A 23,840-nucleotide genomic window follows, 5' to 3' on the forward strand; every position below is an offset into this window, starting at 1 on the left:
CGCACTCTGCTACGAGAACAGGAACCGTATAACAAGGACGGTCGAGCGAGAGCGTGTTCCTATGGGGACACCGGAGTCGAAGAGAAGAGTCGAAAATCCGACGTTCGAAGGGAGCGACACGCGAGCAGAGACGGGGACCGAAAGGGAACGCGACGCGCGCTCGAGTCCGATGTGGGGGTTCTGGACGGCGCTGTTTCTCAGCAGCGTGTTCGGACTGTTTCTCTGGTTCGGCGTCGTCAGCGTGCTGTTCGGGTACGAACTGCTCAGCGTCTTCTTCGTCCTCCTCGGATGCCTGTTCATCTCGACCGCGTCTCGTCTCGTAGCGTAGCGCGACCCGAAAGCGGGGTTCGTCGGCGCGAGTACGCGGCGGTCGGTATCGCTCACCGACGGGAACGCCAAAAACGAACGAGGAGGGCGAGAATACAAACGACGGTGGGGGAAATTTCACGGCCACAATCCCTTTTGCCGTTGGAGGAATCCCCCTTATACGCGACTCTGAACTGCCCTCATGAGCAACACTGACGAAAATACGGACGATTCTTCTGGATGGTTCGAACGCGGTCTCGGAAAAACTCGCCTCCCCGTACTCCTGTTCGCCGGCCGTCGTCGACTGGCGTCGGTTCTCGCCGTCGCCGTCTTCGTCACCAGCGCCTATCTCCTCACGCACCCCTACCCGGCGTTCGGTGCCGGCCTCTTTCTCGAGATAGCCGAGACGATAGCGGAGCGAAATTACGCGTTTCCGAAACACATCTCCGGATACACGCGGGACGGCGTCCCCTTCGCGTATCCGCCGCTCGCGTTCTACCTCATCGCGGTCCTCCTCGACATCGGCGTCGATCCGCTCGTGATACCCCGCGCGCTCCCGACCGTGGCGACGATATTAGCCCCCATTCCGTACTACTATATGGCCCGCGAACTCCTGCCGTCGCCGACGCGGGCGGGCGTCGCCGCGATAATCGCCGCCGTCACGCCCGTGCTCCTCGAGTGGCACCTCTCGGCCGGCGGCATCGTCCGCGGCCCCGCGTTCTTGCTCCTCCTCTGCGGACTGTACGTCGGAATCAGACTGTTCCGCGAGGGGGGTCGGCGGTGGCTCCTCCCCGCGTGCGCCCTCTTCGGGCTGACGGTGTTGACGCACCCGACGTACGCGGTCTTCTTCGGCGTGAGTTACGTGCTCCTCTTCGCCGCGGAGAGTCGGTCGCTCGTCGGCTTGCGCGACGGAGCCACCGTCGCGGGGGCCGGACTGGCGATAGCGTTACCGTGGATAGCGTTGGTCGCCTCGAACCACGGCATCGGCGTCCTCACGTCCGCGGCGGGAACGCACGGCGGACTCGGTGCGGGACCGGCGCTGTTCGTCCAACGGCTCGAAGACCCGCTCTCGACGTCCGTCTTCATCGTCGTCTGGTACCTCCTGCTGGCGCTCGGGATCTACTACTTCGTCTCCGAACGGCGACCGTTCCTCCCGATTTGGTTCGGCGCCGCCGTCTTCCTGATGGACGAGATACGGTTCGCCTTCGTTCCCGGCGTTCTGCTCGTCACGATGGGTCTCACCGACGTGGTTCCGGCGATACAGTCGCGGCTCTCCGGGTCGGACGGCGGAGCGGTTTCGCCGACCGCGGTTCGGGCGTTCGTCCTCGGTCTCCTCGTCGTCTTCGGAACCCTGTTCGCGGCCGGGCTTCCCGTCGCGGGCCAAACGCCGATGCCGGCGTTCATCGACCAGGACGACACCGAGGCGATGGAGTGGGTGCAGTCCGAGACGCCGAGCGACGCGGAGTTCGTCGTCCTCGGCGACGCCGCCGAGTGGTTCCCGTACCTCACGGAGCGGACGATGCTCGTCGGTCCGTGGGGCGTCGAGTGGAAGACGCCCGCGAAGTATCGCCACCAGATGGACGCGTACACCGACCTCTCCGCGTGTCACACCGCCGGTTGTCTGACGAACGAGCTTCGGTCTAAGGGCGTCCGACCGACGTACGTGTACGTTCCGAAGGGGACGTACACGGTCCGAGGAGCGACGTTCGACCAACCGGAGCGCATGCGTCGCTCGCTGGAGCGAAGCGAGCGGTATCGGATCGCCTACGAAAACGAGGGGGTGCTTATCGTCCGGGTTCTCGCGGACGGTCGATGATTCGGCGCGGACGGCGAGGCGACCTCGCCGTCCGCAAAACGGTGCGTCACGCGCCCGACACTCCGAGTGCCCCGGCCGAGACTATGTTGAGCAGCGCGAGCAGCCACAGCACGACGCCCGACGCGATCCACGCTATCAACCCGATCACTATCGCGTTCCCCCACCCGCCGGGGTAGCGCCAGTTGATGACGCCGACCCACGCGATGAGCGCCAGGAGCGCGCCGAGGATGGGTATCCACCCGACGAAGAGGCTGACGATGCCCCACACTATCGCGCCGATGAGCGCGGTTACGACGGCGTGGAGGTAGCTCGTCGAGCGGCCGAGTATCATTCTAGCGCCGACGTAGATGCCCAACCCCCCGACCAGCAGGCTGATGACGAAGATGATGGTCGTAGAGACGATGCCCATACTTACACCCCTCCCCAGAGGCGCTGTACGATTTCGTGACCTTTCTGACGATGTTCGTATTCGTCCATCGTTCCCACCCGTCGTATCCTACGCCGGGAACGTTTGAATGTCTGATGGCTCCCGGTAGCGCCCATGGGTGAGAATCCGAACCTTCCCTGCTCGCCCGGTTCAGAACTCGGTGACGACTGGGATGCCGACGGTGTCGTAGGTTCCTAACGACGTGAGCGTCTCCGGCACGTCTTCGAGGGCGATGGTCTCGGCGACGATTCTGCCCGGGTCGATGGACCCGTACTCCATCATCCGGAATATCTCGTCGTACCTGTTCGGCGGCATCCCGAACGCCCCGTAGAAGTCCCGTTCGTCCATGGCCATCACGTCGACCGGCAGCGAGACCTCCCCTTCCTCCTCCGATGTCGTCAGCCCTATCTGCAGGTGTTGACCGCCCTTCCCGAGGCTGTTCACCGAGTTGCGGCAGGTCTCGGCGATGCCGAGCGCGTCGATGGAGATGTCGACGCCGCGACTGCCGTCGGTGACCCCTTTCACGGCCTGCGGAACGTCGGCCACCTCCGTCACGGGAATCGTCTCGACCGCGCCGAGTTTCTCGGCCTTCGCGAGCGCGTCGTCGTCGATATCGACGGCGACGACGTTCGCGCCGAGCGCGTCGGCGATGTGAACCGCCGACAGGCCGACGCCGCCGCAGCCGTGAACCGCCACCCAGTCGCCCGGCGTCAGGTCGACGCGGTGGGCGAGGCCGTGGTACGCGGTGGCGAACCGACAGCCCAGACCGGCGACGCTGACGGGGTCGACCTCGTCGGGCAGTTTCACCGCGTTCTGGTCGGCCGCCCGGACCGGGAACCGCTCCGCGAACCCGCCCGGGGCCATCTCGAGAAAGCCCATCGGAACCATCCGTTCGCAGATGTTCCCGCGACCGTTTCGGCAGTGGACGCACGTCCCGTCGCTCAAGTTGAACGGCGCGGTGACCCGGTCGCCCTCGCGGAGTCGTTCGACGTCGTCCCCGACCTCGACCACCGTCCCGGCGGCTTCGTGGCCGAATATCAGTCCCTCGGTCGGCATGACGCCGATCCAGTCCCAGTCGCCCTGCCAGGCGTGCCAGTCGCTTCGGCAGACGCCGCACGCTTCCGTCTCGACGACGACCTCGTCGTCGGCTGGCTCCGGCTCGTCGACTTCCTCGATTTGGAGCGGTTCGTTCACCCCTTTGAACACGGCGGCTCGCATGACACTCCCTCTATTCCAAGAGGTGATTAGTGTTGGGCAGGGTATGCGAGGTTCGTTTTTTGCGGGGGCTTTAACGCGCCGTGCATTAGTGGCGCTACCGCTTTCGCGTTCCGTGATAACACCTATCTGTCACATCGCGGGGCGGAGACGCCTCCCGAACGCCGCGAACGACGGTGACCACATCCCATGCAACGCGAGAACGATTCCGAGTACGGAACGATAAGCGAGGAGGTAGCGGAACAGCACCGAACGGTCGCCGACGACATCCTTCCGGACGAACCCTACGGATTACTCGTCGGCGGCGAGTGGGTGATCGGCGAGACGGGCGAGACGAACGAAGCGACCGACGCGACGACGGGCGAGACGCTGGCGACCTATCAGGCCGGAACGCGGGACGACGTCGACCGGGCGGTCGCGGCCGCGCGGGACGCCTTCGACGGGGCGTGGGGGCAGTTGTCGGCGACCCAACGCGCGGACGCGCTGTTTGAAATCGCGGACGAGATAGAGGACCGGAAGGTCGAGTTGGCCCGCCTCGACTCGCTCGAGATGGGAAAGCCCAACCAGCACTCGCTGCTCGTCGACATGACCATCACGGTCGAGCAGTTTCGCCACTTCGCCAGCATCGCGCGGACGGCCGAGGCCGGGCGACACCCCACCGCGAACGGCGACAAGCTGTGTTACACGCGGAGCGAACCGTACGGCGTCGTCGGCCAGATAAGCGCGTGGAACTTTCCCTCGATGTTCGTCGCGTGGAAGGTCGCCCCGGCGCTCGCCGCCGGGAACGCCGTCGTGTTCAAACCCGCGAGTCGGGCCGTCCTCTCGACGCTCGAACTCGGGCGAATCATGGACCGAATCCTCCCGGACGGAACGGTAAACGTCGTCACGGGAAGCGGCTCCGAGGTCGGGTCCGCGATAGCGAACCACGAGAAGATTCGGAAGGTCGCGCTCACCGGTTCGACGGCCGCGGGGCGGTCGGTGATGCGAGACGCCGCGGAGACGATAACGCCGGTGTCGCTCGAACTCGGCGGGAAGAGTCCGAACATCGTCTTCCCCGACGCCGACCTGGAGAAGGCGGTCGAGGGGACGCTCATCAGCATCTTCTTCAATCAGGGCGAGCAGTGCACCGCCGGGTCGCGGCTGTACCTCCACGAGGACGTCGCCGACGAGTTCCTGGAGCGGTTCACCGAGGAGATGGAGCGACTCACCGTCGGCGACCCGCTCTCCCCGACCACGGACATCGGCCCGCTCGTCGACCACGACCACTTGGAGGCCGTCCGTTCCTACGTCGAGACGGCGAAGGCCGAGGGTGCGCGGGTGCTCGTCGGCGGGGAGCGAATGGACGACGGGGACCTCGACGGCGCGCCGTTCTTCGAACCGACCGTCCTCGTGGGCGTTGAACCCGACCACACCGTCGCGCGGGAGGAGATATTCGGCCCCGTCCTCTCCGTCTTCGAGTGGTCGGAGCGCGACGAGGTCGTCGCGCAGGCCAACGACACCGAGTACGGGCTGACCTCCGGGGTCTGGACGACCGACCTCGAAACGGCGCACGAGATGGCCGCCGAAATCGAGGCCGGGACGGTCTGGGTCAACACGTACAACGAACTAGTCGACAACCTCCCGCACGGCGGCTACAAACAGAGCGGTATCGGGCGCGAACTCGACGTGGAGGCGTTCGACGCCTACCGCCAGACCAAGACGGTCGTGTGTAACTTCGGCAACCTTCCGAAGTTCGGGTGAGCTATCGGACACTTTCGGGTCGCCCGCCTCGTTCGGTCGGAAACCGGCGGGCGAGCGGCGGTCCGCCGAAACGGTCTCCCCCGATAAAATCGTTATTTCCGTGGCAAAATATATGGTGTAAGAAGAATAACGTATGTGCGTCATGTCGAAAATCGACAGGCGAGAATTTCTGAAAAGCGCGGCGGCCGGCGCCGTGGCACTGACCGCGATGGGCGTCTCCAGCGCCGCGGACGGCCGCGACCAGTTCGTCGCGACCGTTCGAGAGAAGGGCGTCCGAGAGCGCCTCGATCGAGCGGGGGTCGACGTGCGGGCGGCCATCGCCGACGGGCGCGTCCTGCTCGTCGCCGCGGACGCCGAATCGACCGTTCGGGGGGTCGACGGCGTCGAGCACGTCGCACCGAACCTCGGCTATCGACCGGTCGGACCCGAACTGGAATCCACCGACGAATCGATGGACGAGGAGTACGCGAGCCTCCAGTGGGACAAGCACGCCGATACGACCGGCGCGTTCGAGGCGCACGACGCCGCGACCGGCGACGGGCGGACGGTCGCCATCATCGACACCGGCATCGACACCGCGCACCCCGACCTCCGCAACAGCGTCGAACGGGGCCAACTGTTCCGCGCGGACGGCGTAACCAGCCCCGACGGGAGCCCCACGGTCGCGGGTGACACGACCATAGACGCGCGACTCCCCCCGAGCGGCGAGGAAATCGCCTCCTACACCTACCTGGGAGCGCCGGACACGCGGTCGCAGGCGGCGGCCGACGACGTACACTCGCACGGGAGTCACTGCGCCGGCATCGCCACGGGGAAACACGACGGAACCCTCGGCGTCGCGGGGATGGCTCCGGACGCCGAGGTGGTGCCGCTTCGCGTGTTCTACTGGAAGGAACTCACCGGCTATCCGTACGACGAGGACGGCGACGGCGAGGAAGAGAGCATCACGGTGACGACGCTCTGGACGACCGACTTCGACATCCTCAGCGCCATCGACTACGCGGGGCGAATCAGCGCCGACGCCGCGAACATGAGCCTCGGCGGCGGCGTCGTCAAGGGCGACGCGCACAGCAGCGGGGAGCACGTCGGTTACCAGACGGTCATCCAATCCGCCGTCCAAAGGGGTACCGTCGTCACGACGAGCGCCGGGAACTCGAGCGCCGACCTCCAGCACGAGGGCTACTACACGCTCCCGAACAGCGTCCCCGGTTCCATCAGCGTCTCCGCGACGGGACCGAACAACGAACGCGTGTTCTACTCGAACTACGGCACCAGCGACATCGACGTCGGCGCGCCCGGCGGCGGATACGAGACCCTCGAAAAGACGCTCGCGTCCGACACCGAGTGGCCCTACCCGACGAACCTCGTCCTCTCGTCGGTGCCGCCGGACCTCAACGACGGTGCCGCGTACGCCTGGTACGCGGGCACGTCGATGGCGGCCCCGCAGGTCGCCGGACTGGTCGCGCTCGTCCGCGAGGTCAACCCGGACTTGAGCGCGAAGGAAGTACAGAGCGTCATCGAGAACACGGCGCGCTACAGCAACGGCAAGGGCGACGCGGACCTCGGCGCGGGAATCGTCCACGCACCGGGGGCCGTCGCCGAGGCCGCCCGACGCGAGTAACGCGAAACGAACTCGTTTCGCTCTTTTCGTCGGTTCGACCGCCCCGTTCGAACATCACTCAGTTCGGTCGCGGCCGAGCACCCGCTCGATTTCGTCGGGCGCGAGGCCCGCCTCCCGGAGCGCGTCCTCGGTGTGCTCGCCGCGGTCGGGGACGGTCGTCGGAACCGACTCGGCCGCCGGAGTGCGGGCGGGGAACCCGAGACGGGGCGGCGCTCCCGACTCGGTCACGACCATGTCACGAGCCGCCGTCTGCGGGTCGTCGAGCGCCTCCGGGAGGGTGAACACGCCGCCGACCGCCGTGTCCACGTCCTCGAACTCGTCGAGCCACGCTTCGAGGGGCTTCGACTCGAACGCGTCCCGCAGCGTCTCCCGGACGGCCGTTCGAACCGCCGGGTCGTCGCTGAGGTGGTTCTCGGCGAGTTCGGGCCGGTCCATCGCCGCGCAGAGCGCGTTCCAGAACTTGGGTTCGAGGGCTGCAAGCGTCAGATATCGTCCGTCCGCGGTGCGGTACACGTCGTAGCAGGGGTACTTCCCCGTCAACATCGTCTCCCCCGGGCGGGGCGCGTCGCCGGCGAGCGCGCCGCCGGCGAAGAGTTGCGAGAACGACAGCATCACGTCCGTCATCGCGATATCGACGCGCGTTCCACCCGAACCGAGTTCCCGAGCGAGCAACGCGCTAACGATGCTGAACGCCGAGAACAGACCGCTCGCCATATCGACCACCGGATAGCCGGGTATCGTCGGCTTCGAGTCCGCGTCCGGTCGCGTCATGTCCAAGAGACCACTGGCCCCGGCGTAGTTGAGGTCGTGGCCCGCCCGCTTCGCGTTGGGGCTCTCCCGCCCGTACCCCGAGAGGGAGACGTAAATCAGCTCCTCGTTGTACCGCGAGAGCGTCTCGCGGCCGATTTCCAATCGCTCGGCGACGCCGGGACGGAAGGTCTCGAACACGACGTCCGCACCTTCGACCAGTTCGTAGAACGCCTCGCGCCCGGCCTCGTCCTTGAGGTCGAGGGCGACGCTCCGCTTCCCGCGGTTCACCGCCTCGAAGATGCGGCCGTAACCGCTCTCCCCGACCGTCCCCATCCCGCGGGCGTAGTCGCCGTCCGCCGGTTCCTCTATCTTGAGCACCGTCGCGCCGAGGTCGGCGAGGAGTTGCGTCGCGTACGGTCCGGGGAGGAGTCGGGAGAGGTCGAGCACGCGCACGTCGTCGAGTCGCATGGCGGTAGAGAGGAAGCGGACGACTAAATGGTTCGGGACGCCGAACGTTTCAAGCGAGTCGCCGGACAACCGTTTCCGCATGGCAATCTCCGGAACCGTCGACGCGCACGTCCACCTGATGCCGCCGCGCCTGATGGCGGCGATACGCGACTCGCTGGCCCGCGACGCGGGGTGGACGTTCGACCATCCCGTGGAGCGGGAGGCGATGGAGAACGCGCTGCGGTCGGCGGGCGTGGAGCGCTACTTCGCGCTCCCCTACGCGCACGAGGCGGGCATGGCCGCCGACCTGAACGAGTGGGTGCTCCGCGAAGCCGCCGCCTCCGAGATGGCCGTCCCGTTCGCCACGGTCCACGGCGACGACGACGTCGAGGCGGTGGTGCGAAACGCGTTCGAGGCGGGCGCGCGAGGGCTGAAGTTCCAGTGTCCGGTACAGGAGTGCGGGCCGGCGGACCCCCGACTGGAACCGGCGTTCGACCTCGCCGCCGAGTACGACCGGCCGATACTGTTCCACGCCGGAACCGCCCCGATGTTCGAGGAGAGCCCCCACGTCGGGGCCGACCAGTTCGCGCAGTTTATCGAATCGCACCCGGACGTGCGGGCCTGCGCGGCCCACATGGGGACCTACGAGGCGGCGGAGTTCCTGGAGTTCGCCCGCCGGCACGACCAGGTGTTCTTGGACACGACGATGGCCCTCTCGCCGCGCTCGGCCGACGTGCTGGGATTCGACCCGTCTTCGATATCCGACGAGACGCTGACCTCGCTCTCCCGCTCCGTCATGTTCGGCTCCGACTTTCCGAACGTCCCCTACCCCTACGAGGAGGAGCGACGGGGGTTGCTCGACCGGGACCTCCCGGAGTCGACGTACCGCGACATCTTCCGCCGAACCGCGGAGCGGTTCCTCGGCGAGCGGGACTGACGCGCCGTTCCGGCGTCGGAGAACTCACTCGCCGAGTTCGGTTTCGACGGTGCACCACCAGAGGTGGCCTCGGCCGCGGGCCTCGGCGCGTTCGAGGACGCCGTCGGCGACCAGTTCGTCCAAACGCTCGCGCATCGATTCGGTCGACGTTTCGAACTCGCCCGCGAGGTACCCCGTGTTCACGACCGGCGCCGGCGCGTCTCGAATCGCGGCCGCGATTTCGTCGTTCCCGACCCGTCGGAGCGGGTCGTCGCGGTTCTTCTCGTCGGATGTCACGATCGGGCGAAACTGACCGCGCGAGAACTAATCGACTTCGGCCAGGGTGAAAATCGGATCGCTTCGTTCGCGCCGACTCGCCCTCAGTATCCGCCGTCGCCGCCCGACGAGGAGGTCGTGGTGGTCGTCGTCGCCTTCGATCGTATCGGCGTGCCGTCGGGCGCGAGCACCCACCACACGTCGTTGACCCCCTGTCCGCTCGCGTCGCCGGGGTTCGCGTCGGACGCAAAGTAGTACAGCGGCCAGCCGTTGGCCGCCACCTGTTTTTTGCCCGACTTCCGCTCGAAGGTCGAGAGCGTCGCCGCGACGCCGTCGCCCTTCGTCGGCGACCCCCCGACCGTGAGCGGCGGCCACGCGTCGGCGCAGGAGTCGTAGCACGTGCTCGCCATCTTCCCCTTCGTATCGCTGTCGAACATGTAGAGCGTCATGTCGTTCGGACCGACGAGGACGTCGCCGAGTTTCGGGTGCGAGGAGACTCGGACGGTCGCTTTCGACGCCTGTCCGTCCGTCGTGGTCGTCGTCTTCGTCGCTCCCGCAGTCGTCGCGGTCGTCCGATTCGTTCCGCCGTCTCCGCCGAGGCATCCCGCGAGCGTCATCGTCGCGCCGACGGTCGTGAGGAACGCGCGTCTTGTTGGGCGCATGACTAAACGGAGGTCGACTCGGGGGATGAGCGTTTTCCGAACTCAGTCCAAAATTCGTCCAACTTCGGCCCCGAATCAGAGCCACGTGATTCGGGCGAGAAAGGCGAGCGCGACCAGTTCGAGGCCGCAGAGGAGCGTCACGCCGACCTGAACGTCGACCGCGGCGTGGTCGAACCAGCCGATGAACTCCGGATGGAGGAGGTAGAAGTACAGCCAGAGCGCGTTCTCCACGAGGAGGAAGGCCGCGAACACGAGCAGTCCGAGGGTGTGTCGAGCGCCGTGCCGGCGGTAGTTACGAAGCCAGACGGAGCCCAGCGCCAGCAGTACCAACAGGTTCACCCCCGCGGCGGCCCGGGCGACGTCAAGCCAGATGGTCATCGGTACTCCGTTTGCAGTCGGCGGCTATATGTGCTGTCCAAATTTCGTCCGGAATCATGGGTCCTCCGAGTCGACGACGGCGAGTATCTCCTCGACGGTCCCCCAGTTCGATTCGACTTGCTCGGTGAACAGGTAGACCGCGGCGTACTCGTCGTCCGTCCGCCTGACGACGTTGTTCTCCAACAGCACGTCGAGGTGGTGGCGAACCGTCGTGTAGTCGAGTTCCAGTTCGGTCGCGAGTTGGTTGGCGTTCCGCGGTCGCTCGTCCAGCGCCCGGAGGATGCGGACTCTCGTCGGTCCGCCCCGGGAACTCGCGAGAAGGTACCAGAGAACGCCTTCCATCAGTTAACCGATGGAAGGCCGGTGACAAAACACGTCCGGTCGAACGACGAAACTTACCGCTGGGATTCTCGGAGAATAAACGGGCCGATGGCGAGCGTTCGTTTGGCTACCGGAGCGATGCGAAGGATGTACGCCGTGAACAACAGGAAGGGGACGAGCGTGATCGTGAACGCGATACTAACTACCCACGTGACGGTCGGAATCCTCAGTACGGTTCCGGAGAACGTCTCGGCTCCGACGAACGTCAACATTCCGCCGGAGACGACGAGCGCCGGAATCGCCGCGTAGAGGATGTACTGGGAGAGGTCGACGAGCGCCCACTGGAAGTAGAGCGTCTTGATGTGCTCGCGCGCCGGACCGAACATGGCGAGCGCCGTTTCCAGGTCGTCGAACGCGGCGCGCTGGTCGTCGTTCAAGGAGTCGGAGAACTCCTCGCTCATCCGTTCGACCTGATATATCTTCCATCCGTAATTGAAGTTCAACGCGGCGAACAGCACGTCGAACGTCCCGAACTGCGCTCCCTCCAGTTCGTCCTGCACTTCCTTTGTGTTTCCGTGTAGGCTGTCGATGAACTCGGACGCTTGGCGAACCAACTCCTCGTCGTCGCTCTCTCGGACGAGACGGTCGAGCACCTCGGCCCGCCGTTCGGTCGCGGCGACGAGTCGACCGAGGAACGCCGAGGGGTCGGCCGGAACGACGGAGCCGAACAGGTCCTTCGTGTACGTTCGAAAGTCCATCGCGTCGCTCATGCGCTCTCGTTGGTCGCCCAACGGGCCGTTCTCCTGCGAGAGGACTAGTTGACTGATGGTGACGACGAGCGTCGTGCCGGTGACGATCACGCCGATCATCGCCGAGAATATCGTCTCGATGGTGTCCGTCGATTTGATCTCGCTCGGAAGCGGCGGGTCGAGAGCGGCGCTAAACGCGACGAGCGAAACGAAGACGAGGAACGCGAGTAGTCCGGTTAGAAGAAACCGATTCGTGCGGAAGAGCAACCAGATTTTGAGCCGACTTTCCTCCGACCGCCCCCGCATCGTGTCCGCAGTTTCGACGTCGCCCGCTTCGTCGTCACTCATCTTCTGCCCCCGCGTCCCTATTCAGCGGCCGTTTCAGCACCAAGAACTTCGTTCCACCGCCGGTGTAGTCGACGGTGTCGACGAACTCCCACCCCTCACCGCCGAGTTCGTTGAGTCGGTCCGTCGGGTCGCTCGCCTCCTTCTGCGTTTCCTCGCGGGGAGGTCTGAGACTTCGGTACTCCCACTTGGCGGGATTGCTAGCGCGCATAGAAACATCACTAGCGACGCTACCATAAGCGTGTTAGCGTGCGGCGAGGGGTGCTCCGGGCGACGCCGGGGCGAGCGCGTACGCTTGCGGCAGACGGCACGCCCGTTCCGCTCGACGTCGAGAGTGCTACTTTCCCTTCTCGTCGGGGCCTCGACCGATGATGAGGGTGTTCTTCACGAGGTTCTCGTGGGCGCGTCGGAGGCGTTCGGAGACCGCCTGATGCGTGATACCCAACTCTTCGGCGAGGTCGCCGGCGTCCAGATTGCGGGGGATGTCGTAGTAGCCCTCGTCGTACGCGAGCGTGAGCGCGTCCTGCTGTTCCTGCGTCAGGCCGAAACGCCCCTGCCGACCCTCCTCCAGACGGTAGATGTTCAGTATGTCGAGCGCGAGTCCGTTCTCTTCGCAGTAGTCGTAGGTTCGCGACAGGGAGTCCCGGTCGGGAAACAGGATGCGGAGATTCCAGTGGTCGCTGTTGCCCGTCGCGGCGAGGATGGTCCCCTCCTCCTCGACGAGAATCCGAACGAGCGTCTCTATCTGGTCGACCCACTCCATCCGATAGAACCACTCTTCGTTCGGATTGGCGAGCAACTCGAACTCGCTTACGCTCGGGTCCTCGGAGAGGGCGGTCTCGATCGCCTCGCGCTCGCCGCCGCTCACCCAGACGAACGGCATCATCATTTCGGCATCGTGGGCGACGACGCGCTCGATTTCGAATTCGGAGTCCGCCACGGCGGAGAGCGTCTGGCTGAGCGCGAACTCGTCGGCCGGAACCTCGACCTCAACGACGGTTCCCGTCATGTGACGGATATGGAGTGGGTCCTTGATATACCCGTTGGCTCCCGAAATCGGGGGCGACGACGGTGAACGAAACGACGGTGCGGACGCGATTCGGCGAACGATGTTCGGAGAGCGACAGACGCCGCGCCGCCCGGCGCATCCGACCGCCGCGACGGTCGAAACGTTTTTCACTCGAACCGCCCGAGGGAAAGACGGTATGTTCGCAGCCACCACTGCCGGTGGTCGATTTTGGCCGACCACGGCGCACTGAGCCGATTTCTGCCGTACCGTTAGCGAGAGCGTTCCCGCACGGAGGTCAGTCGTGACGAAACTCGACCCGTGGGGCGACGTGGAGGTGACCGACTACGAGGCGACGATGGCGCAGTTCGGCATCGAACCCATCGAGGAGGTGGCCGACCGCCTGCCGGACAACCGGCTCGTCCGGCGGGGGTTGGTGTTCGGACACCGCGACCTCGACGTCGTCCTCGACGCCCGCGACGACGGCGAACCGTTCGCGACGATGACCGGAATCATGCCCTCCGGCGTCTTCCACTTCGGCCACCGCACCGTGGTCGAGCAGGTGCTCATGTTCCAGGAGATGGGCGCGGAGGTCACGCTCTGCGCGGCGGACGTCGAGTCGTACGCCACGCGGGACGTGTCGCTCGAAGAAGCCCGCGAACTCGTCGTCGAGGAGTACCTGTTGAACTACGTCGCGCTGGGGTTGGACCTCGACGCGACGGACTTCTACTTCCAGTCCGGGGCGGGCAACGACCACCACGTTCGGAGCAAACTGTTCGCCCGGCACGTCACCCAGAACGAGTTCGAGGCGACCTACGGGAGCGCCGACCCCGGAAAACTCGTCTCGGCGCTGACCCAGTACGCCGACATCCTCCGGCCGCAGTCGCCCGACCGCGGCGGGCCGAAACCCACGGTCGTCCCGGTCGGCATCGACCAGGACCCGCACGTCCGGCTGACTCGCGACGTCGCCGCCCGCTACCGCGACGCGAGCTACGTCAAGCCGGCGAGTACGTACCACCGGTTCATGCGCGGCCTCCAGGGCGGGAAGATGAGTTCGTCCGACCCGAAGAGCTACATCGCGCTCACCGACTCCGTGGCGGACGCGAAGCGGAAGATAGACGAGGCGAAGACCGGCGGTCGGGTCAGCGTCGAGGAGCACCGCCGAAAAGGCGGGAACGTCGAGGAGGACACGGTGTTCGAACTGCTCGCGTACCACCTCGTGGAGGACGACGACGAACTGGAGCGCATCCGCGAGGAGTACGAGTCGGGCGAGATGCTCTCGGGCGAGTTGAAACAGATCGCCAAAGAGCGACTCGAAGCGTTCCTGCGCGACCACCGGCGCAGGCGCGAGGAGGCCCGCCCGGAGGTCGAAGCGTACCTCGACGAACACACCGCCGTCGGAGCGTCCGACTGATGCGAATACGGCGACTCCGGGCGGACGAACTCGCGACGTTCGTCGACGACCTCTGGTTGCCCTTCGCCCGCGAGATGGCCGCGGTGGACGACTTCGACGCGCTCGCCGAACGGGGCGTCCGACGGGAAGTTCGCTCCTACGTGACGGAGCGGTTTTCGGACGACGACGTCGCCACCTACGTGGCCGACGACGACGAACCGGTCGGCTTCGTCGCGGTCGAGAAGGGGTCGTCTCCCCCGGTGTTCGCCCGCGGCCCGCGAGGGTACGTCGACGGACTCTACGTCGCGCCGGAGCGCCGCCGGGAGCGCATCGCCTCGCACCTCCTCGCGCGCGCCGAGGCGTGGGCGCGACGCCGGGGGTGCGACCACCTCTCGCTCGACGTGCACGCCGAGAACGGGGTCGCGCGATCGCTGTACGAGGACGGCGGGTTCGAAACGACGCGACACCGGATGACGAAGCGGTTGTAGCGTCCGCGGCGAACGGAGGTTTATACCCTCGCGCGAAGCTAACTCTTCCATGTACCTCGCCGACAGGACGTGGCCGGAACTCGGTGACTACGTCGCGGAGGAATCGCTGGCGGTCGTCCCGCTCGGGTCGACCGAACAACACGGTCCGCACCTCCCGCTGGCGACCGACCACCTCATCGCGGAGGCGCTGGCCCGCGAGGCCGCCGACCGCGGGGGCTACCTCTGCACGCCGACCGTCGACGTCGGCGTCAGCCCCCACCACAAGCAGTTCCACGGGACGATGTGGGTCGACCCGCCCGCGTTTCGGGACTACGTCGATAGCTTCTCGCGGAACCTCTCCTACCACGGCATCGACCGCATCGTCTACGTCAACGCGCACGGCGGGAACACGGAGCACCTGCGGGAGGTCGGTCGCCGACTGCGGGAGGACGAGGTGGCGTTCGCCGTCGAGTGGATGTGGGACGAGTCCATCCCGACGCTCGTCAGCGACCTCTTCGAGCACAACGGTCCGCACGGCGGCCCGAAGGAGACGGCGATGATACTGCACATCGCGCCGGACCTCGTCCGCGAGGAGAAACTGGAGGACGCCCGGGACGGCGGACTGGTGGAGCTATCGGACGGGGACCTCTTCGTCCACGGCGCGCGCAACTACTACGACGCCATCGACAACACCGAAAACGGTGTGCTCGGCGACCAGACCGACGCGACGCCGGAGAAGGGCGAGCGGTTGTTCGAGGCCGCGACCGATCAACTCGTGAACCTGCTCGACTGGATAGACGAGAAGGACTTCGCCGACCTGATGGCGAAACCCCACGTCGACCCGCAACCGGGAAGCCGGCGGTCGTAGGCGCTCGCGGAAAGCGAAGTCGGCGGACGGGCGATTCAGTGGACGGTGCGCTCGTCGGACGTGTCGATATCCTCGATCGGATCGCTGTTTCCGCGTTCCACGTCCGGCCCGTCCTCGTTCGGCGCGGCCCACTCGCAGGCGTTCGCCAGCACCCGCTGGATATCGTCGTCGTGGTAGATGGGGTACGTCTCGTGACCCGGTCGGAAGTAGAACACTCGGCCCTCGCCGCGCTGATAACAGCACCCGCTCCTGAAGACCTCGCCGCCCTCGAACCACGAGGTGAAGACGAGCGAATCCGGTTCGGGAACGTCGAAGTGCTCGCCGTACATCTCGGCTTCGGACAGTTCGACGTACTCGTCGATGCCGTCGACGATGGGATGGGCGGGGTCGGTCACCCACAACCGCTCTGTCTCGGCGGCCTCGCGCCACTTCAGCCCGCAGGTTGTCCCCATCAGCTCCTTGAATATCTTCGAGAAGTGCCCCGAGTGGAGGACGAGCAGCCCCATTCCGTCGAGGACGCGCTCTTTCACACGTTGCACCACCTCGTCGTCCACCTCGTCGTGGGCGGCGTGGCCCCACCACGTCAACACGTCCGTCTCGTCGAGGACCTCCTCCGACAGCCCGTGTTCCGGTTCGTCGAGGGTGGCCGTCCGCGTTTCGAACCCCCGGTCGGCGAGCGCGTCAGCGATGACCGCGTGAATTCCGTCGGGGTAGATCTCCGCGACTTCGTCGTGGTTCCGCTCGTGGACGTACTCGTTCCAGACGGTGACCGTCGTCGACATAGCTACCTCCTACCGCCGTTCGATTAAACCGTTTCACCAAGCGGCAAGAATCCACCATCGGCGGCGACTCTCGAACCCCCTCGACGTCGTGGAGTATCGGCGTCGAGACCGTCGCCGCCGACGGATCGTCCCGCCTCGCCTCGAAACGAACGGTGGACTGAAACGCGTCGGTCGCGTTAGTGCGGTAACGAATGTCTTTCCGCGCATCCGACGCCAACGAGTGTCCCGCCTGCGGTACCGAGTACGACCAGCGAATCATCGTGGAACGCGGCGACCGGTGGGACGACCTCTTCCCGGGGTCGCCGCTCGATTTCTTCACCCGCTATCGGCGGCGATGCACCGCCCCGTACGACGCGGACGAGGACAGACAGCTACCGGAGCGCGAACGAGCCGTCTACTTCCACGAGAAGTAGCCGACCCGCGTCGGTTCCCCCTCGCCGCAGAAGGAGAAACTCGTCCCAACGCCTCGTCGGTTCTAGAATCCTTTAACAGCGGGGATGGTGTGCGATGACACATGACATCCCCGCCGTTCGACTACGGTCGCCACGACGAGGGTCGCGGCATGAACTACTGGCGCCACGACCCGGCGCTGCGGAAGGAAGCGCGACGGGTCTACCCAGAGGACGAGTTCGAGTGGGCCGAGGACCGACTGGACGAGTTCGGCGCCGTCGTCGGCGACACCATCGCGGACAACGCGGACGTGATAGACGAACGCGGTCCCGAACTGTCCACGTACGACGAGCGCGGGAACGTCGCGAACGAGGTGTACTACCACCCCGCCCAGCGCGAGAACGAGCGTCTCACCTACGAGCGCGGCGTCGTCGCCGACGCCTTCCGACCGCCGCCGGGGCGCGACGAACCGCTCGGTCTCGTCCACACGCTCACGATGCAGTTGCTCCTCTCCTACGTCGACGCGGGATTCGTCTGTCCGGTCTCCATGACGGCGGGGGCCGCGCTCGTCCTGCGGAACCACGACGAGGACGGCCACCTCGACGACTACTTCGAGGGGCTGACCAGCCGGAACCGCGACGACCGCATCGAGGGGGCGATGTTCCTCACCGAGGAGCAGGGCGGCAGCGACGTGGGCGCGAACGAGACCGTCGCCGAACCGGTCGGCGATCCCTCCGAAACGCGGACGTACGAACTCACCGGCGAGAAGTGGTTCTGCAGCAACATCGACGCGCAGGGGACGCTCGTGCTCGCGCGCCGCGCCGGCGCGCCGGAAGGAACGAAGGGGCTCTCGCTCTTCCTCGTCCCCCACGAGACGCGGGACGGCGAGTTGAACGACCAACTGTACCGCCGCCTCAAGGACAAACTCGGCACCATCAGCGTTCCGACGGGCGAAGTCGAGTTCCGCGGGGCCGAGGGCCACCTCGTCGGCGAACCCGAGCGGGGGTTCGAGTACATGACGACGATGCTGAACTGGGAGCGCGTCACCAACGCCGTGGGCGCGGTCGGCATCATGGGGCGCGCGCTCGTGGAGAGCAAGGTGCAGGCCGCGAACCGCGAGGCGTTCGGTCGGCCGATTCGGGAGTACCCGCTGATGAAGCGCGACCTCGTGGAGATGGCGGTGGACTACGAGGCGGCGCTGGCGTTCTCGCTGGAGGCCGGTCGCTGGCTCGACCGCTACGAGCGCGACCGCGACGACCGCGAGGCGTTCCGCCTGATGCGGACGCTCACGCCCATCGCCAAGCTTCGAACCGCCCGCATGGCGGTCGAGAACGCCTCCTACGCGATGGAGATTCAGGGCGGAAACGGCTACGTCGCGGACTTCGTCACCCACCGACTCCTCCGCGACGCCCAGGTGCTCCCCATCTGGGAGGGGACGTCGAACGTCCTCTCGCTCGACCTCCTGCGAACGCTGGAGCGGGAGGACGCCCACGAGGCGCTCCTCCCGCTCGTCGAGGGGTTCCTCGCCGACGCGGAGCATCCGTACCTCGAACCCCTCGCCGAAACCGTCTCCGAGGAGTTCGCGTCGCTGCAGGAGGCCACGCTCGCGCTGGCGGCGGGGGACGACGACTACGCGCAGCACGAGGCCAAGCGACTCGCCGACTACGTCTTCGACGTGGTGACCGCGAGCCTCCTGCTGTCGAACGCGCAGCGCGAACTCGACGAGGACGACGACGCCCGGAAGGCCGTCGTCGCCGAGCGGTTCGTCCGCCACATGCTCACGACGCCCTCCGCCCGCGGAATCGCCGACCGCGACGCGCCCGCGCTGGAGCACTTCGACGCCGTCGTCCGCCACGCGCCGCTGGACCCGGCGATGCTCGGCGAACCCGCGCCGGCCGACGACTGAGTCCGACCGACGGTGCCGCCGACCGCCGCCACGTCGCGGCTTCGAGGCGGCTCACCCCTCGTACTCGGGGATGTTCTCGAGTTCGCTCGTATCGACGTTCTCGAACGCTTCGCGGGCGATGACGCGCTTGTGAACCTCGTCCGCGCCGTCGACGATGCGGAACGCGCGGACGTTCTCGTAGAAGTCCGCGATGGGGAGGTCCTTCCCGATTCCGCTCCCGCCGCAGAGTTGGAGGCAGTCGTCGATGACGTCCTGCACGACGTTCGCAGTGAATACCTTCGCCATGGAGACGGGGACGCGGGCCTCGCCGCCGCCCGCTATCTCGCGGGCGGCGTGTCGAACCATCGTCCTCGCGGCGTGCAGTCGCGTCTCGGCCTCGGCGACCCTGAAGCGCGGATTCTGTTTCTCGCTTATCGGCGTCCCGAACGCCTCGCGCTCGCTCGTGTACGCCTTCGCGACGTCGAGCGCGCGCTCGGCCATCCCCGAAAAGCGCATGCAGTGCGTGAGTCGGGCGGGGCCGAGGCGCTGCTGTGCGTGCCTGAACCCCTCGTTCAGTTCGCCGAGGAGGGCGTCCTCGGGGACGCGGACGTTCTCGTACCGTATCTCGGCGTGTCCGGTCCCGGTGAGACCGCCGCCGACGTGCGGGATGTCCCGGACGATTTCGACGCCCGGCGTCTCCGCGGGCACGAGGAAGAGCGAGCACCCGCGGTAGGGGTGGGCGTCCGGGTCGGTTCGCGCCATCACGATGAGCACGTCCGCCTCGCTCCCCTGCGTCGTCCACCACTTGTGACCGTCGATGACCCACTCGTCGCCGTCCTTCTCGGCGGTCGTCCGAATCATCTTCGGGTCCGACCCCGCGCCCGGCGACGGTTCGGTCATCGAGAATCCCGACCGCGCTTCCCCGGCGACGAGGGGGCGGAGCCACGCCTCCTTCTGCGCGTCGGTTCCGAACTGCTCCAGCGTGTGCATGTTCCCCTCGTCCGGCGCGTCGACCCTGATGGCCGCCGGACCGAGCAGGCTGCGCCCGGCCGCTTCGAACACCGGGAGCATGTCCCGGTACCCGAGTCCGTGACCGCCGTACTCCTCGGGGAGGTGCGGGGCGTAGACCCCGTCGTCTCGGGCGGCGTCGCGCAGTTCTCGAATCGTCCCGTCGTCGACCGGCCCGTTTCCGAGCGCCTCGCGCTCGACGGGAACCACGACCTCGTCGATGAACTCGCGCGTCCGCGCGGCGAACGTCCGGGCAGTCTCTGAGTCGTCGTACTCCATACCGTCTACACTGACCCACATTGTAAAAAGAGTAGCGCAGAACAGCCACTATCGTTAAGCTTCACCCATAAATACTCGTACAATGAACACGAACGGAGGAGTATGTCCGACTCGAATCAGGAGGAGTACTTCGACCGACTCGTCGACGAGGACGCGCTGGAGGCGTTTTTGACGGACGAACTCGGCTCGGCGGGGTCGTACGCGGTCGAGCGCCACGCGGCCGGCCACTCGAACGAGACCCTGTTCGTCGAGTGGGGCGAGCGAACGCTGGTCGTCCGACGACCGCCGCCGGGCGAGACGGCGGACACGGCCCACGACGTCCTCCGGGAGTTCCGCGTTACGGACGCCCTCCAGGGAACCGAGGTTCCCGTCCCGAATACCGTCGCGGCGTGCGAGGACCGCGGCGTCATCGGGAGCAACTTCTACGTGATGGAACTGGTCGAGGGCGACGTGCTCCGCGAATCGGAACCCGACCGGTTCGACTCGCGGTCGCACCGCCGGCGAATCGGCGAGGAACTCGTCGACACCCTCGCGTCCGTCCACACCGTCGAGTACGAGGCGGTGGGACTCGGCGAGTTCGGCCATCCCGAGGGGTACACGGAGCGACAGGTCGAACGCTGGGGCCAGCAGTTGGCGTGGGCGTTCGAGCGCACCGCCGACGAGCGCGCGGTTCCGGAACTGGAGCGGGTCGGCGAGTGGCTCGAAGCGTCGACGCCGACGGGCCACCCCCGAGCGCTCGTACACGGCGACTACAAACTCGACAACGTGATGTTCGGGCCGGGAACGCCGCCCGAGTTGGTCGCGGTCTTCGACTGGGAGATGAGCACGCTCGGCGACCCCCGCGCGGACCTCGGGTGGATGCTCTCGTACTGGCGCGACGCGAAGGACCCGGAACCGGCCGTTCCGGAGCTGACGGCGACGTTCATGGAGCGCGACGGCTACCCGACCCGCCGGGAACTCGTCGAGCGGTACGAGGAGCGGACGGGAATCGCGTTCGAACACGAGCGGTTCTATCGGGCGCTCGCGGTCTACAAACTCGCCGCCCTCGGCGAGATGTTCTACCGGCGCTACCTCGAGGGGAACAGCGACGACGAGATGTACCCGCTCATGGAAGAACGGGTGCCGGCGCTCGCCGAGCGCGCGGTTCGCATCATCGAGGGGGAGGAACCGCTGTGAGCACTTACGCGGACGTCGCCGTCGGCGACGTCGACGAATTCGGCCGCTACGAGGTCACGAAAGGGGAGATACTCTCGTTCGCCGAGCGGTACGACCCGCAGCCGTTCCACGTTGACGAGGAGGCGGCGGCGGAGTCGATGTACGGCGGATTGATCGCGAGCGGGTGGCACACCTGCGCGATGACGATGCGACTGCTCGTGGAGAACTCCCTCGACGAGGAGGGGAGCCTCGGGTCGCCGGGCGTCGACGAGATTCGGTTCCGCCGACCGGTGCGACCGGGGGACGTGCTCTCCGTCCGAACCGAGGTGACCGATAAACGCCCGCTGGAGAGCGACCCTCGGCGAGGACTGGTGAAATCGCACGTGGAGACCTCGAATCAGGACGACGAAATCGTGCTCTCGATGGAGACCGCGATGTTCGTGCGCCGCGGCGAGTGAACCGACCAACCGCTATCGAAACCCGTGTTTAGCTTTCCAGTGCTTTCTCAGAACGAATTTTTCCTAACAACGTAATGTAAAAAGTGAGGATTAATGTAGGACGGCGCGAACAGGTACGTATGGACGTCACCGACATCGAACGCGTCGCGGTGCTCGGCGCGGGCAACATGGGTCACGGCATCGCCGAGGTCGTCGCCATGGCCGGGTATCCGGTCACGATGCGCGACATCGAGAGCGACATCGTGGAAGACGGGTACGAGAGCATCGAGTGGAGTCTGCGGAAACTCGCGGAGAAAGACCGTCTCGACGAACCCCCGGAGGAAATCCTCGACCGCATCGAGACGACGGTCGACCTCGAAGCGGCGGTTTCGGACGCCGACTTCGTCGTCGAGGCCGCCCCCGAGCGACTCGACCTCAAACGGGACATCTTCGCCGAACTCGCCGAACTCGCGCCGGAGGACGCGCTGCTCGCCTCGAACACGTCGTCGCTCTCCATCACGAAGATCGCCGCGGCGACCGACGACCCCGACCGCGTCGCCGGGATGCACTTTTTCAACCCGCCGGTGAAGATGGACCTCGTCGAGGTCATCTACGGGGAAGAGACCGCCGACGAGACCGCCGAAACCGTCTACGAGTTCGTCGAAGCCGTCGGAAAGACGCCGATCTACGTCCGGAAGGACGTGAACGGATTCGTCGTGAACTCGGTGCTCGGCCCGTTCTTGGACGAACCCGCGTGGATGGCCTCGAACGACGAGGCGACCGTCCGACAGGCGGACGCCGCGATGGTTCACCGGCGCGGCTACCCGATGGGGCCGTTCGAACTCGCCGACCTCACGGGACTCGACGTGGGCTACCACGTCCGAAAGGAGGCCGGGAAAACGATTCCGCCCGTCCTCCGAGAGAGGGTCGAGGCGGAGGAGCTCGGCCGGAAAACCGGAACCGGGTACTACGAGTACGAGGACGGCGACGGGGCGGACTACGAACCGGAGGACGGCGAGGGGTTCGACACCCTCCGCGTCGAGGCTCGCATGGTGAACGAGGCCGCCAAACTCGTCGGCGACGACGTGGCGACCCCCGAGGCGGTCGACACCGGGATGCGCCTCGGCACCGGGTTCCCCGAGGGGCCGTGCGGACGCGCGGACGAAATCGGACTCGACGCGGTGCTCTCGAAGTTGGAGGACCTCCGCGAGGAGACCGGCGAGGACCGCTTCGAACCCGCCGAGTACCTCGTCGAACTCGTCGAAGCGGGGAAGACCGGGCGGGATTCCGGCGAGGGGTTCTACGAGTACTCGTCCGACGGAATCGGCGACTACCGGTTCCTGAACTACGAGCTCGACGACGGCCTCCTCACCGTCGAACTCGACCGCCCCGAGCGACTGAACGCGCTCTCGGGCGACCTCCTCGGCGAGATAGACCACCTCCTCTCGAACGCGGACGTAGACGACGTCCGCTGCGTCGTGTTCGAGGGCGCGGGCGACCGGGCGTTCAGCGCGGGTGCCGACATCGGCGGCTTCGCGGACGCAACGCCAACCGACTTCGTGGACGTGACGCCCGCCTTCGAGACCGTCAACGAGTTCGACCGTCCGACGATAGCGAAGGTGGACGGCTTCTGTCTCGGGGCCGGCCTCGAACTGGCGCTCGCCTGCGACCTCCGAATCGCCACCGAAGGCTCCGAGTTCGGCTCGCCCGAGATCGGCCTCGGCCTCATCCCGGGCGGCGGGGGCACCCAGCGTCTCCTCCGGATACTCGGGGAGACGCGGGCGAAGGAACTCGTCTTCCGCGGCAACCGCATCGACGCCGAGCGAGCCGAGGAGTGGGGCCTCGTCAACCGCTGCGTCCCCGAGGACGAGTTCGAGGGGGTCGTCGCGGAGTTCGTCGACGACCTCCTCCGAGGGCCGCCCGTCGCGCTGAAGGTCGCGAAGACGGTCATGAACGAGGGGGCGGACGCCAGCCTCGACGCCGCGCTGGCGATGGAGAGTCAGGGCTTCGGCCTGTTGATGAGTACCGACGACGTCCGCGAGGGGACGGCGGCGTTCCGCGAGAAGCGCGACCCCGAGTTCGAAGGGCGCTAGGTCCGTCGGTGCTGCATCGGCTCCGTCGATGACGAGGCGACTTCGCGGAGAACGCCCTCGTCCGCTCGCGACGAACAGCCTTTGGTTGAGACGAGCGGGGCACCGAGG

General features: G+C 66.6%; 26 protein-coding genes. 14 read left to right on the top strand and 12 right to left on the bottom strand.

Annotated features, from left to right (window positions below; all coding sequences use genetic code 11):
• Positions 1-61: 61 nt before the first annotated feature.
• On the top strand, positions 62-328 hold the full coding sequence (locus LIX00_RS22205; RefSeq protein ID WP_227356701.1) for a hypothetical protein: 267 nt from the start codon (positions 62-64) through the stop codon (positions 326-328).
• 180 nt (positions 329-508) lie between these two features.
• Positions 509-2,122, top strand: coding sequence for an ArnT family glycosyltransferase (locus LIX00_RS22210; protein ID WP_227356702.1), 1,614 nt, complete (start codon positions 509-511; stop codon positions 2,120-2,122).
• A gap of 46 nt (positions 2,123-2,168) precedes the next feature.
• On the opposite strand, the gene LIX00_RS22215 is transcribed toward LIX00_RS22210, so the two are convergent.
• Together LIX00_RS22215 and LIX00_RS22220 are read right to left on the bottom strand one after the other, a co-directional pair.
• On the bottom strand, positions 2,169-2,531 hold the full coding sequence (locus LIX00_RS22215) for a hypothetical protein (protein WP_227356703.1): 363 nt from the start codon (positions 2,529-2,531) through the stop codon (positions 2,169-2,171).
• 168 nt (positions 2,532-2,699) lie between these two features.
• Positions 2,700-3,767, bottom strand: a complete 1,068-nt coding sequence (locus LIX00_RS22220; protein WP_227356704.1) for a zinc-dependent alcohol dehydrogenase family protein — start codon at positions 3,765-3,767, stop codon at positions 2,700-2,702.
• A 186-nt stretch (positions 3,768-3,953) separates the two neighbouring features.
• Here LIX00_RS22220 and LIX00_RS22225 point away from each other — a divergent pair, with 186 nt between their 5' ends.
• Together LIX00_RS22225 and LIX00_RS22230 are read left to right on the top strand one after the other, a co-directional pair.
• Positions 3,954-5,504: an aldehyde dehydrogenase family protein gene (locus LIX00_RS22225; protein ID WP_227356705.1), complete on the top strand. Its 1,551-nt coding sequence runs from the start codon at positions 3,954-3,956 to the stop codon at positions 5,502-5,504.
• 142 nt (positions 5,505-5,646) lie between these two features.
• On the top strand, positions 5,647-7,125 hold the full coding sequence (locus tag LIX00_RS22230; protein ID WP_227356706.1) for a S8 family peptidase: 1,479 nt from the start codon (positions 5,647-5,649) through the stop codon (positions 7,123-7,125).
• 54 nt (positions 7,126-7,179) lie between these two features.
• On the opposite strand, the gene LIX00_RS22235 is transcribed toward LIX00_RS22230, so the two are convergent.
• Positions 7,180-8,343, bottom strand: coding sequence for a CaiB/BaiF CoA transferase family protein (locus tag LIX00_RS22235; RefSeq protein WP_227356707.1), 1,164 nt, complete (start codon positions 8,341-8,343; stop codon positions 7,180-7,182).
• Positions 8,344-8,422: 79 nt separating this feature from the next.
• Between LIX00_RS22235 and LIX00_RS22240 the strand changes: the two genes are divergently transcribed.
• Entirely contained in the window at positions 8,423-9,259 is an 837-nt protein-coding gene (locus LIX00_RS22240) for an amidohydrolase family protein (RefSeq protein ID WP_227356708.1), read from the top strand.
• A 24-nt stretch (positions 9,260-9,283) separates the two neighbouring features.
• On the opposite strand, the gene LIX00_RS22245 is transcribed toward LIX00_RS22240, so the two are convergent.
• The 7 genes from LIX00_RS22245 to LIX00_RS22275 form a co-directional block, all read right to left on the bottom strand.
• Positions 9,284-9,535 carry a hypothetical protein gene (locus LIX00_RS22245; protein WP_227356709.1) on the bottom strand — a complete coding sequence of 84 codons (252 nt, stop codon included), beginning with the start codon at positions 9,533-9,535 and terminating at the stop codon, positions 9,284-9,286.
• 83 nt (positions 9,536-9,618) lie between these two features.
• Positions 9,619-10,176 (bottom strand): COG4315 family predicted lipoprotein, encoded by a 558-nt coding sequence (locus LIX00_RS22250; RefSeq protein ID WP_227356710.1) that lies wholly within the window; start codon positions 10,174-10,176, stop codon positions 9,619-9,621.
• Positions 10,177-10,251: 75 nt separating this feature from the next.
• Entirely contained in the window at positions 10,252-10,554 is a 303-nt protein-coding gene (locus LIX00_RS22255; protein WP_227356711.1) for a DUF8036 family membrane protein, read from the bottom strand.
• Between the two features lie 54 nt (positions 10,555-10,608).
• On the bottom strand, positions 10,609-10,896 hold the full coding sequence (locus LIX00_RS22260; protein ID WP_227356712.1) for a winged helix-turn-helix domain-containing protein: 288 nt from the start codon (positions 10,894-10,896) through the stop codon (positions 10,609-10,611).
• A gap of 53 nt (positions 10,897-10,949) precedes the next feature.
• On the bottom strand, positions 10,950-11,972 hold the full coding sequence (locus LIX00_RS22265; RefSeq protein WP_227356713.1) for a DUF7972 family membrane protein: 1,023 nt from the start codon (positions 11,970-11,972) through the stop codon (positions 10,950-10,952).
• Entirely contained in the window at positions 11,965-12,180 is a 216-nt protein-coding gene (sp36, locus tag LIX00_RS22270; RefSeq protein ID WP_227356714.1) for a Sp36 family protein, read from the bottom strand. Before sp36 ends, LIX00_RS22265 begins: the two co-directional genes overlap by 8 nt.
• A 126-nt stretch (positions 12,181-12,306) precedes the next feature.
• Positions 12,307-12,978, bottom strand: a complete 672-nt coding sequence (locus LIX00_RS22275) for a helix-turn-helix domain-containing protein (protein ID WP_227356715.1) — start codon at positions 12,976-12,978, stop codon at positions 12,307-12,309.
• Between the two features lie 22 nt (positions 12,979-13,000).
• Here LIX00_RS22275 and LIX00_RS22280 point away from each other — a divergent pair, with 22 nt between their 5' ends.
• Genes LIX00_RS22280 through LIX00_RS22295 form a run of 4 tightly spaced genes read left to right on the top strand, consistent with a single transcriptional unit; the run spans position 13,001 to position 15,703 of the window.
• The gene (locus LIX00_RS22280; RefSeq protein WP_227356716.1) at positions 13,001-13,228 is read left to right on the top strand and encodes a hypothetical protein; all 228 of its coding nucleotides are present in this window, start codon (positions 13,001-13,003) and stop codon (positions 13,226-13,228) included.
• 51 nt (positions 13,229-13,279) lie between these two features.
• On the top strand, positions 13,280-14,389 hold the full coding sequence (trpS, locus tag LIX00_RS22285) for a tryptophan--tRNA ligase (RefSeq protein ID WP_227356717.1): 1,110 nt from the start codon (positions 13,280-13,282) through the stop codon (positions 14,387-14,389).
• Positions 14,389-14,856, top strand: coding sequence for a GNAT family N-acetyltransferase (locus LIX00_RS22290; protein WP_227356718.1), 468 nt, complete (start codon positions 14,389-14,391; stop codon positions 14,854-14,856). Before trpS ends, LIX00_RS22290 begins: the two co-directional genes overlap by 1 nt.
• 49 nt (positions 14,857-14,905) lie before the next feature.
• Positions 14,906-15,703 carry a creatininase family protein gene (locus LIX00_RS22295; protein WP_227356719.1) on the top strand — a complete coding sequence of 266 codons (798 nt, stop codon included), beginning with the start codon at positions 14,906-14,908 and terminating at the stop codon, positions 15,701-15,703.
• A 35-nt stretch (positions 15,704-15,738) separates the two neighbouring features.
• On the opposite strand, the gene LIX00_RS22300 is transcribed toward LIX00_RS22295, so the two are convergent.
• Entirely contained in the window at positions 15,739-16,485 is a 747-nt protein-coding gene (locus tag LIX00_RS22300) for a ThuA domain-containing protein (RefSeq protein ID WP_227356720.1), read from the bottom strand.
• 191 nt (positions 16,486-16,676) lie between these two features.
• Between LIX00_RS22300 and LIX00_RS22305 the strand changes: the two genes are divergently transcribed.
• Complete coding sequence (locus LIX00_RS22305) at positions 16,677-16,898, top strand: hypothetical protein (RefSeq protein WP_227356721.1); 222 nt, start codon at positions 16,677-16,679, stop codon at positions 16,896-16,898.
• A 101-nt stretch (positions 16,899-16,999) separates the two neighbouring features.
• Positions 17,000-18,781, top strand: coding sequence for an acyl-CoA dehydrogenase family protein (locus tag LIX00_RS22310; RefSeq protein ID WP_227356722.1), 1,782 nt, complete (start codon positions 17,000-17,002; stop codon positions 18,779-18,781).
• A gap of 51 nt (positions 18,782-18,832) precedes the next feature.
• Here LIX00_RS22310 and LIX00_RS22315 read toward each other — a convergent pair whose 3' ends face one another.
• The gene (locus LIX00_RS22315; RefSeq protein WP_227356723.1) at positions 18,833-20,047 is read right to left on the bottom strand and encodes an acyl-CoA dehydrogenase family protein; all 1,215 of its coding nucleotides are present in this window, start codon (positions 20,045-20,047) and stop codon (positions 18,833-18,835) included.
• A gap of 102 nt (positions 20,048-20,149) precedes the next feature.
• On the opposite strand from LIX00_RS22315, the gene LIX00_RS22320 reads away from it, so the two are divergent.
• From LIX00_RS22320 to LIX00_RS22330, 3 genes are all read left to right on the top strand, one after another.
• Complete coding sequence (locus LIX00_RS22320; protein WP_227356724.1) at positions 20,150-21,223, top strand: phosphotransferase family protein; 1,074 nt, start codon at positions 20,150-20,152, stop codon at positions 21,221-21,223.
• Positions 21,220-21,660 (top strand): MaoC family dehydratase, encoded by a 441-nt coding sequence (locus tag LIX00_RS22325; protein ID WP_227356725.1) that lies wholly within the window; start codon positions 21,220-21,222, stop codon positions 21,658-21,660. Before LIX00_RS22320 ends, LIX00_RS22325 begins: the two co-directional genes overlap by 4 nt.
• 119 nt (positions 21,661-21,779) lie before the next feature.
• A complete protein-coding gene (locus tag LIX00_RS22330; RefSeq protein WP_227356726.1) occupies positions 21,780-23,732 on the top strand; it encodes a 3-hydroxyacyl-CoA dehydrogenase/enoyl-CoA hydratase family protein in 1,953 nt (650 codons plus the stop codon).
• Positions 23,733-23,840 lie beyond the last annotated feature (108 nt).

The sequence above is a fragment of the Haladaptatus salinisoli genome (genome assembly GCF_020614375.1).
In the GTDB taxonomy this organism is placed as follows: domain Archaea; phylum Halobacteriota; class Halobacteria; order Halobacteriales; family Haladaptataceae; genus Haladaptatus; species Haladaptatus salinisoli.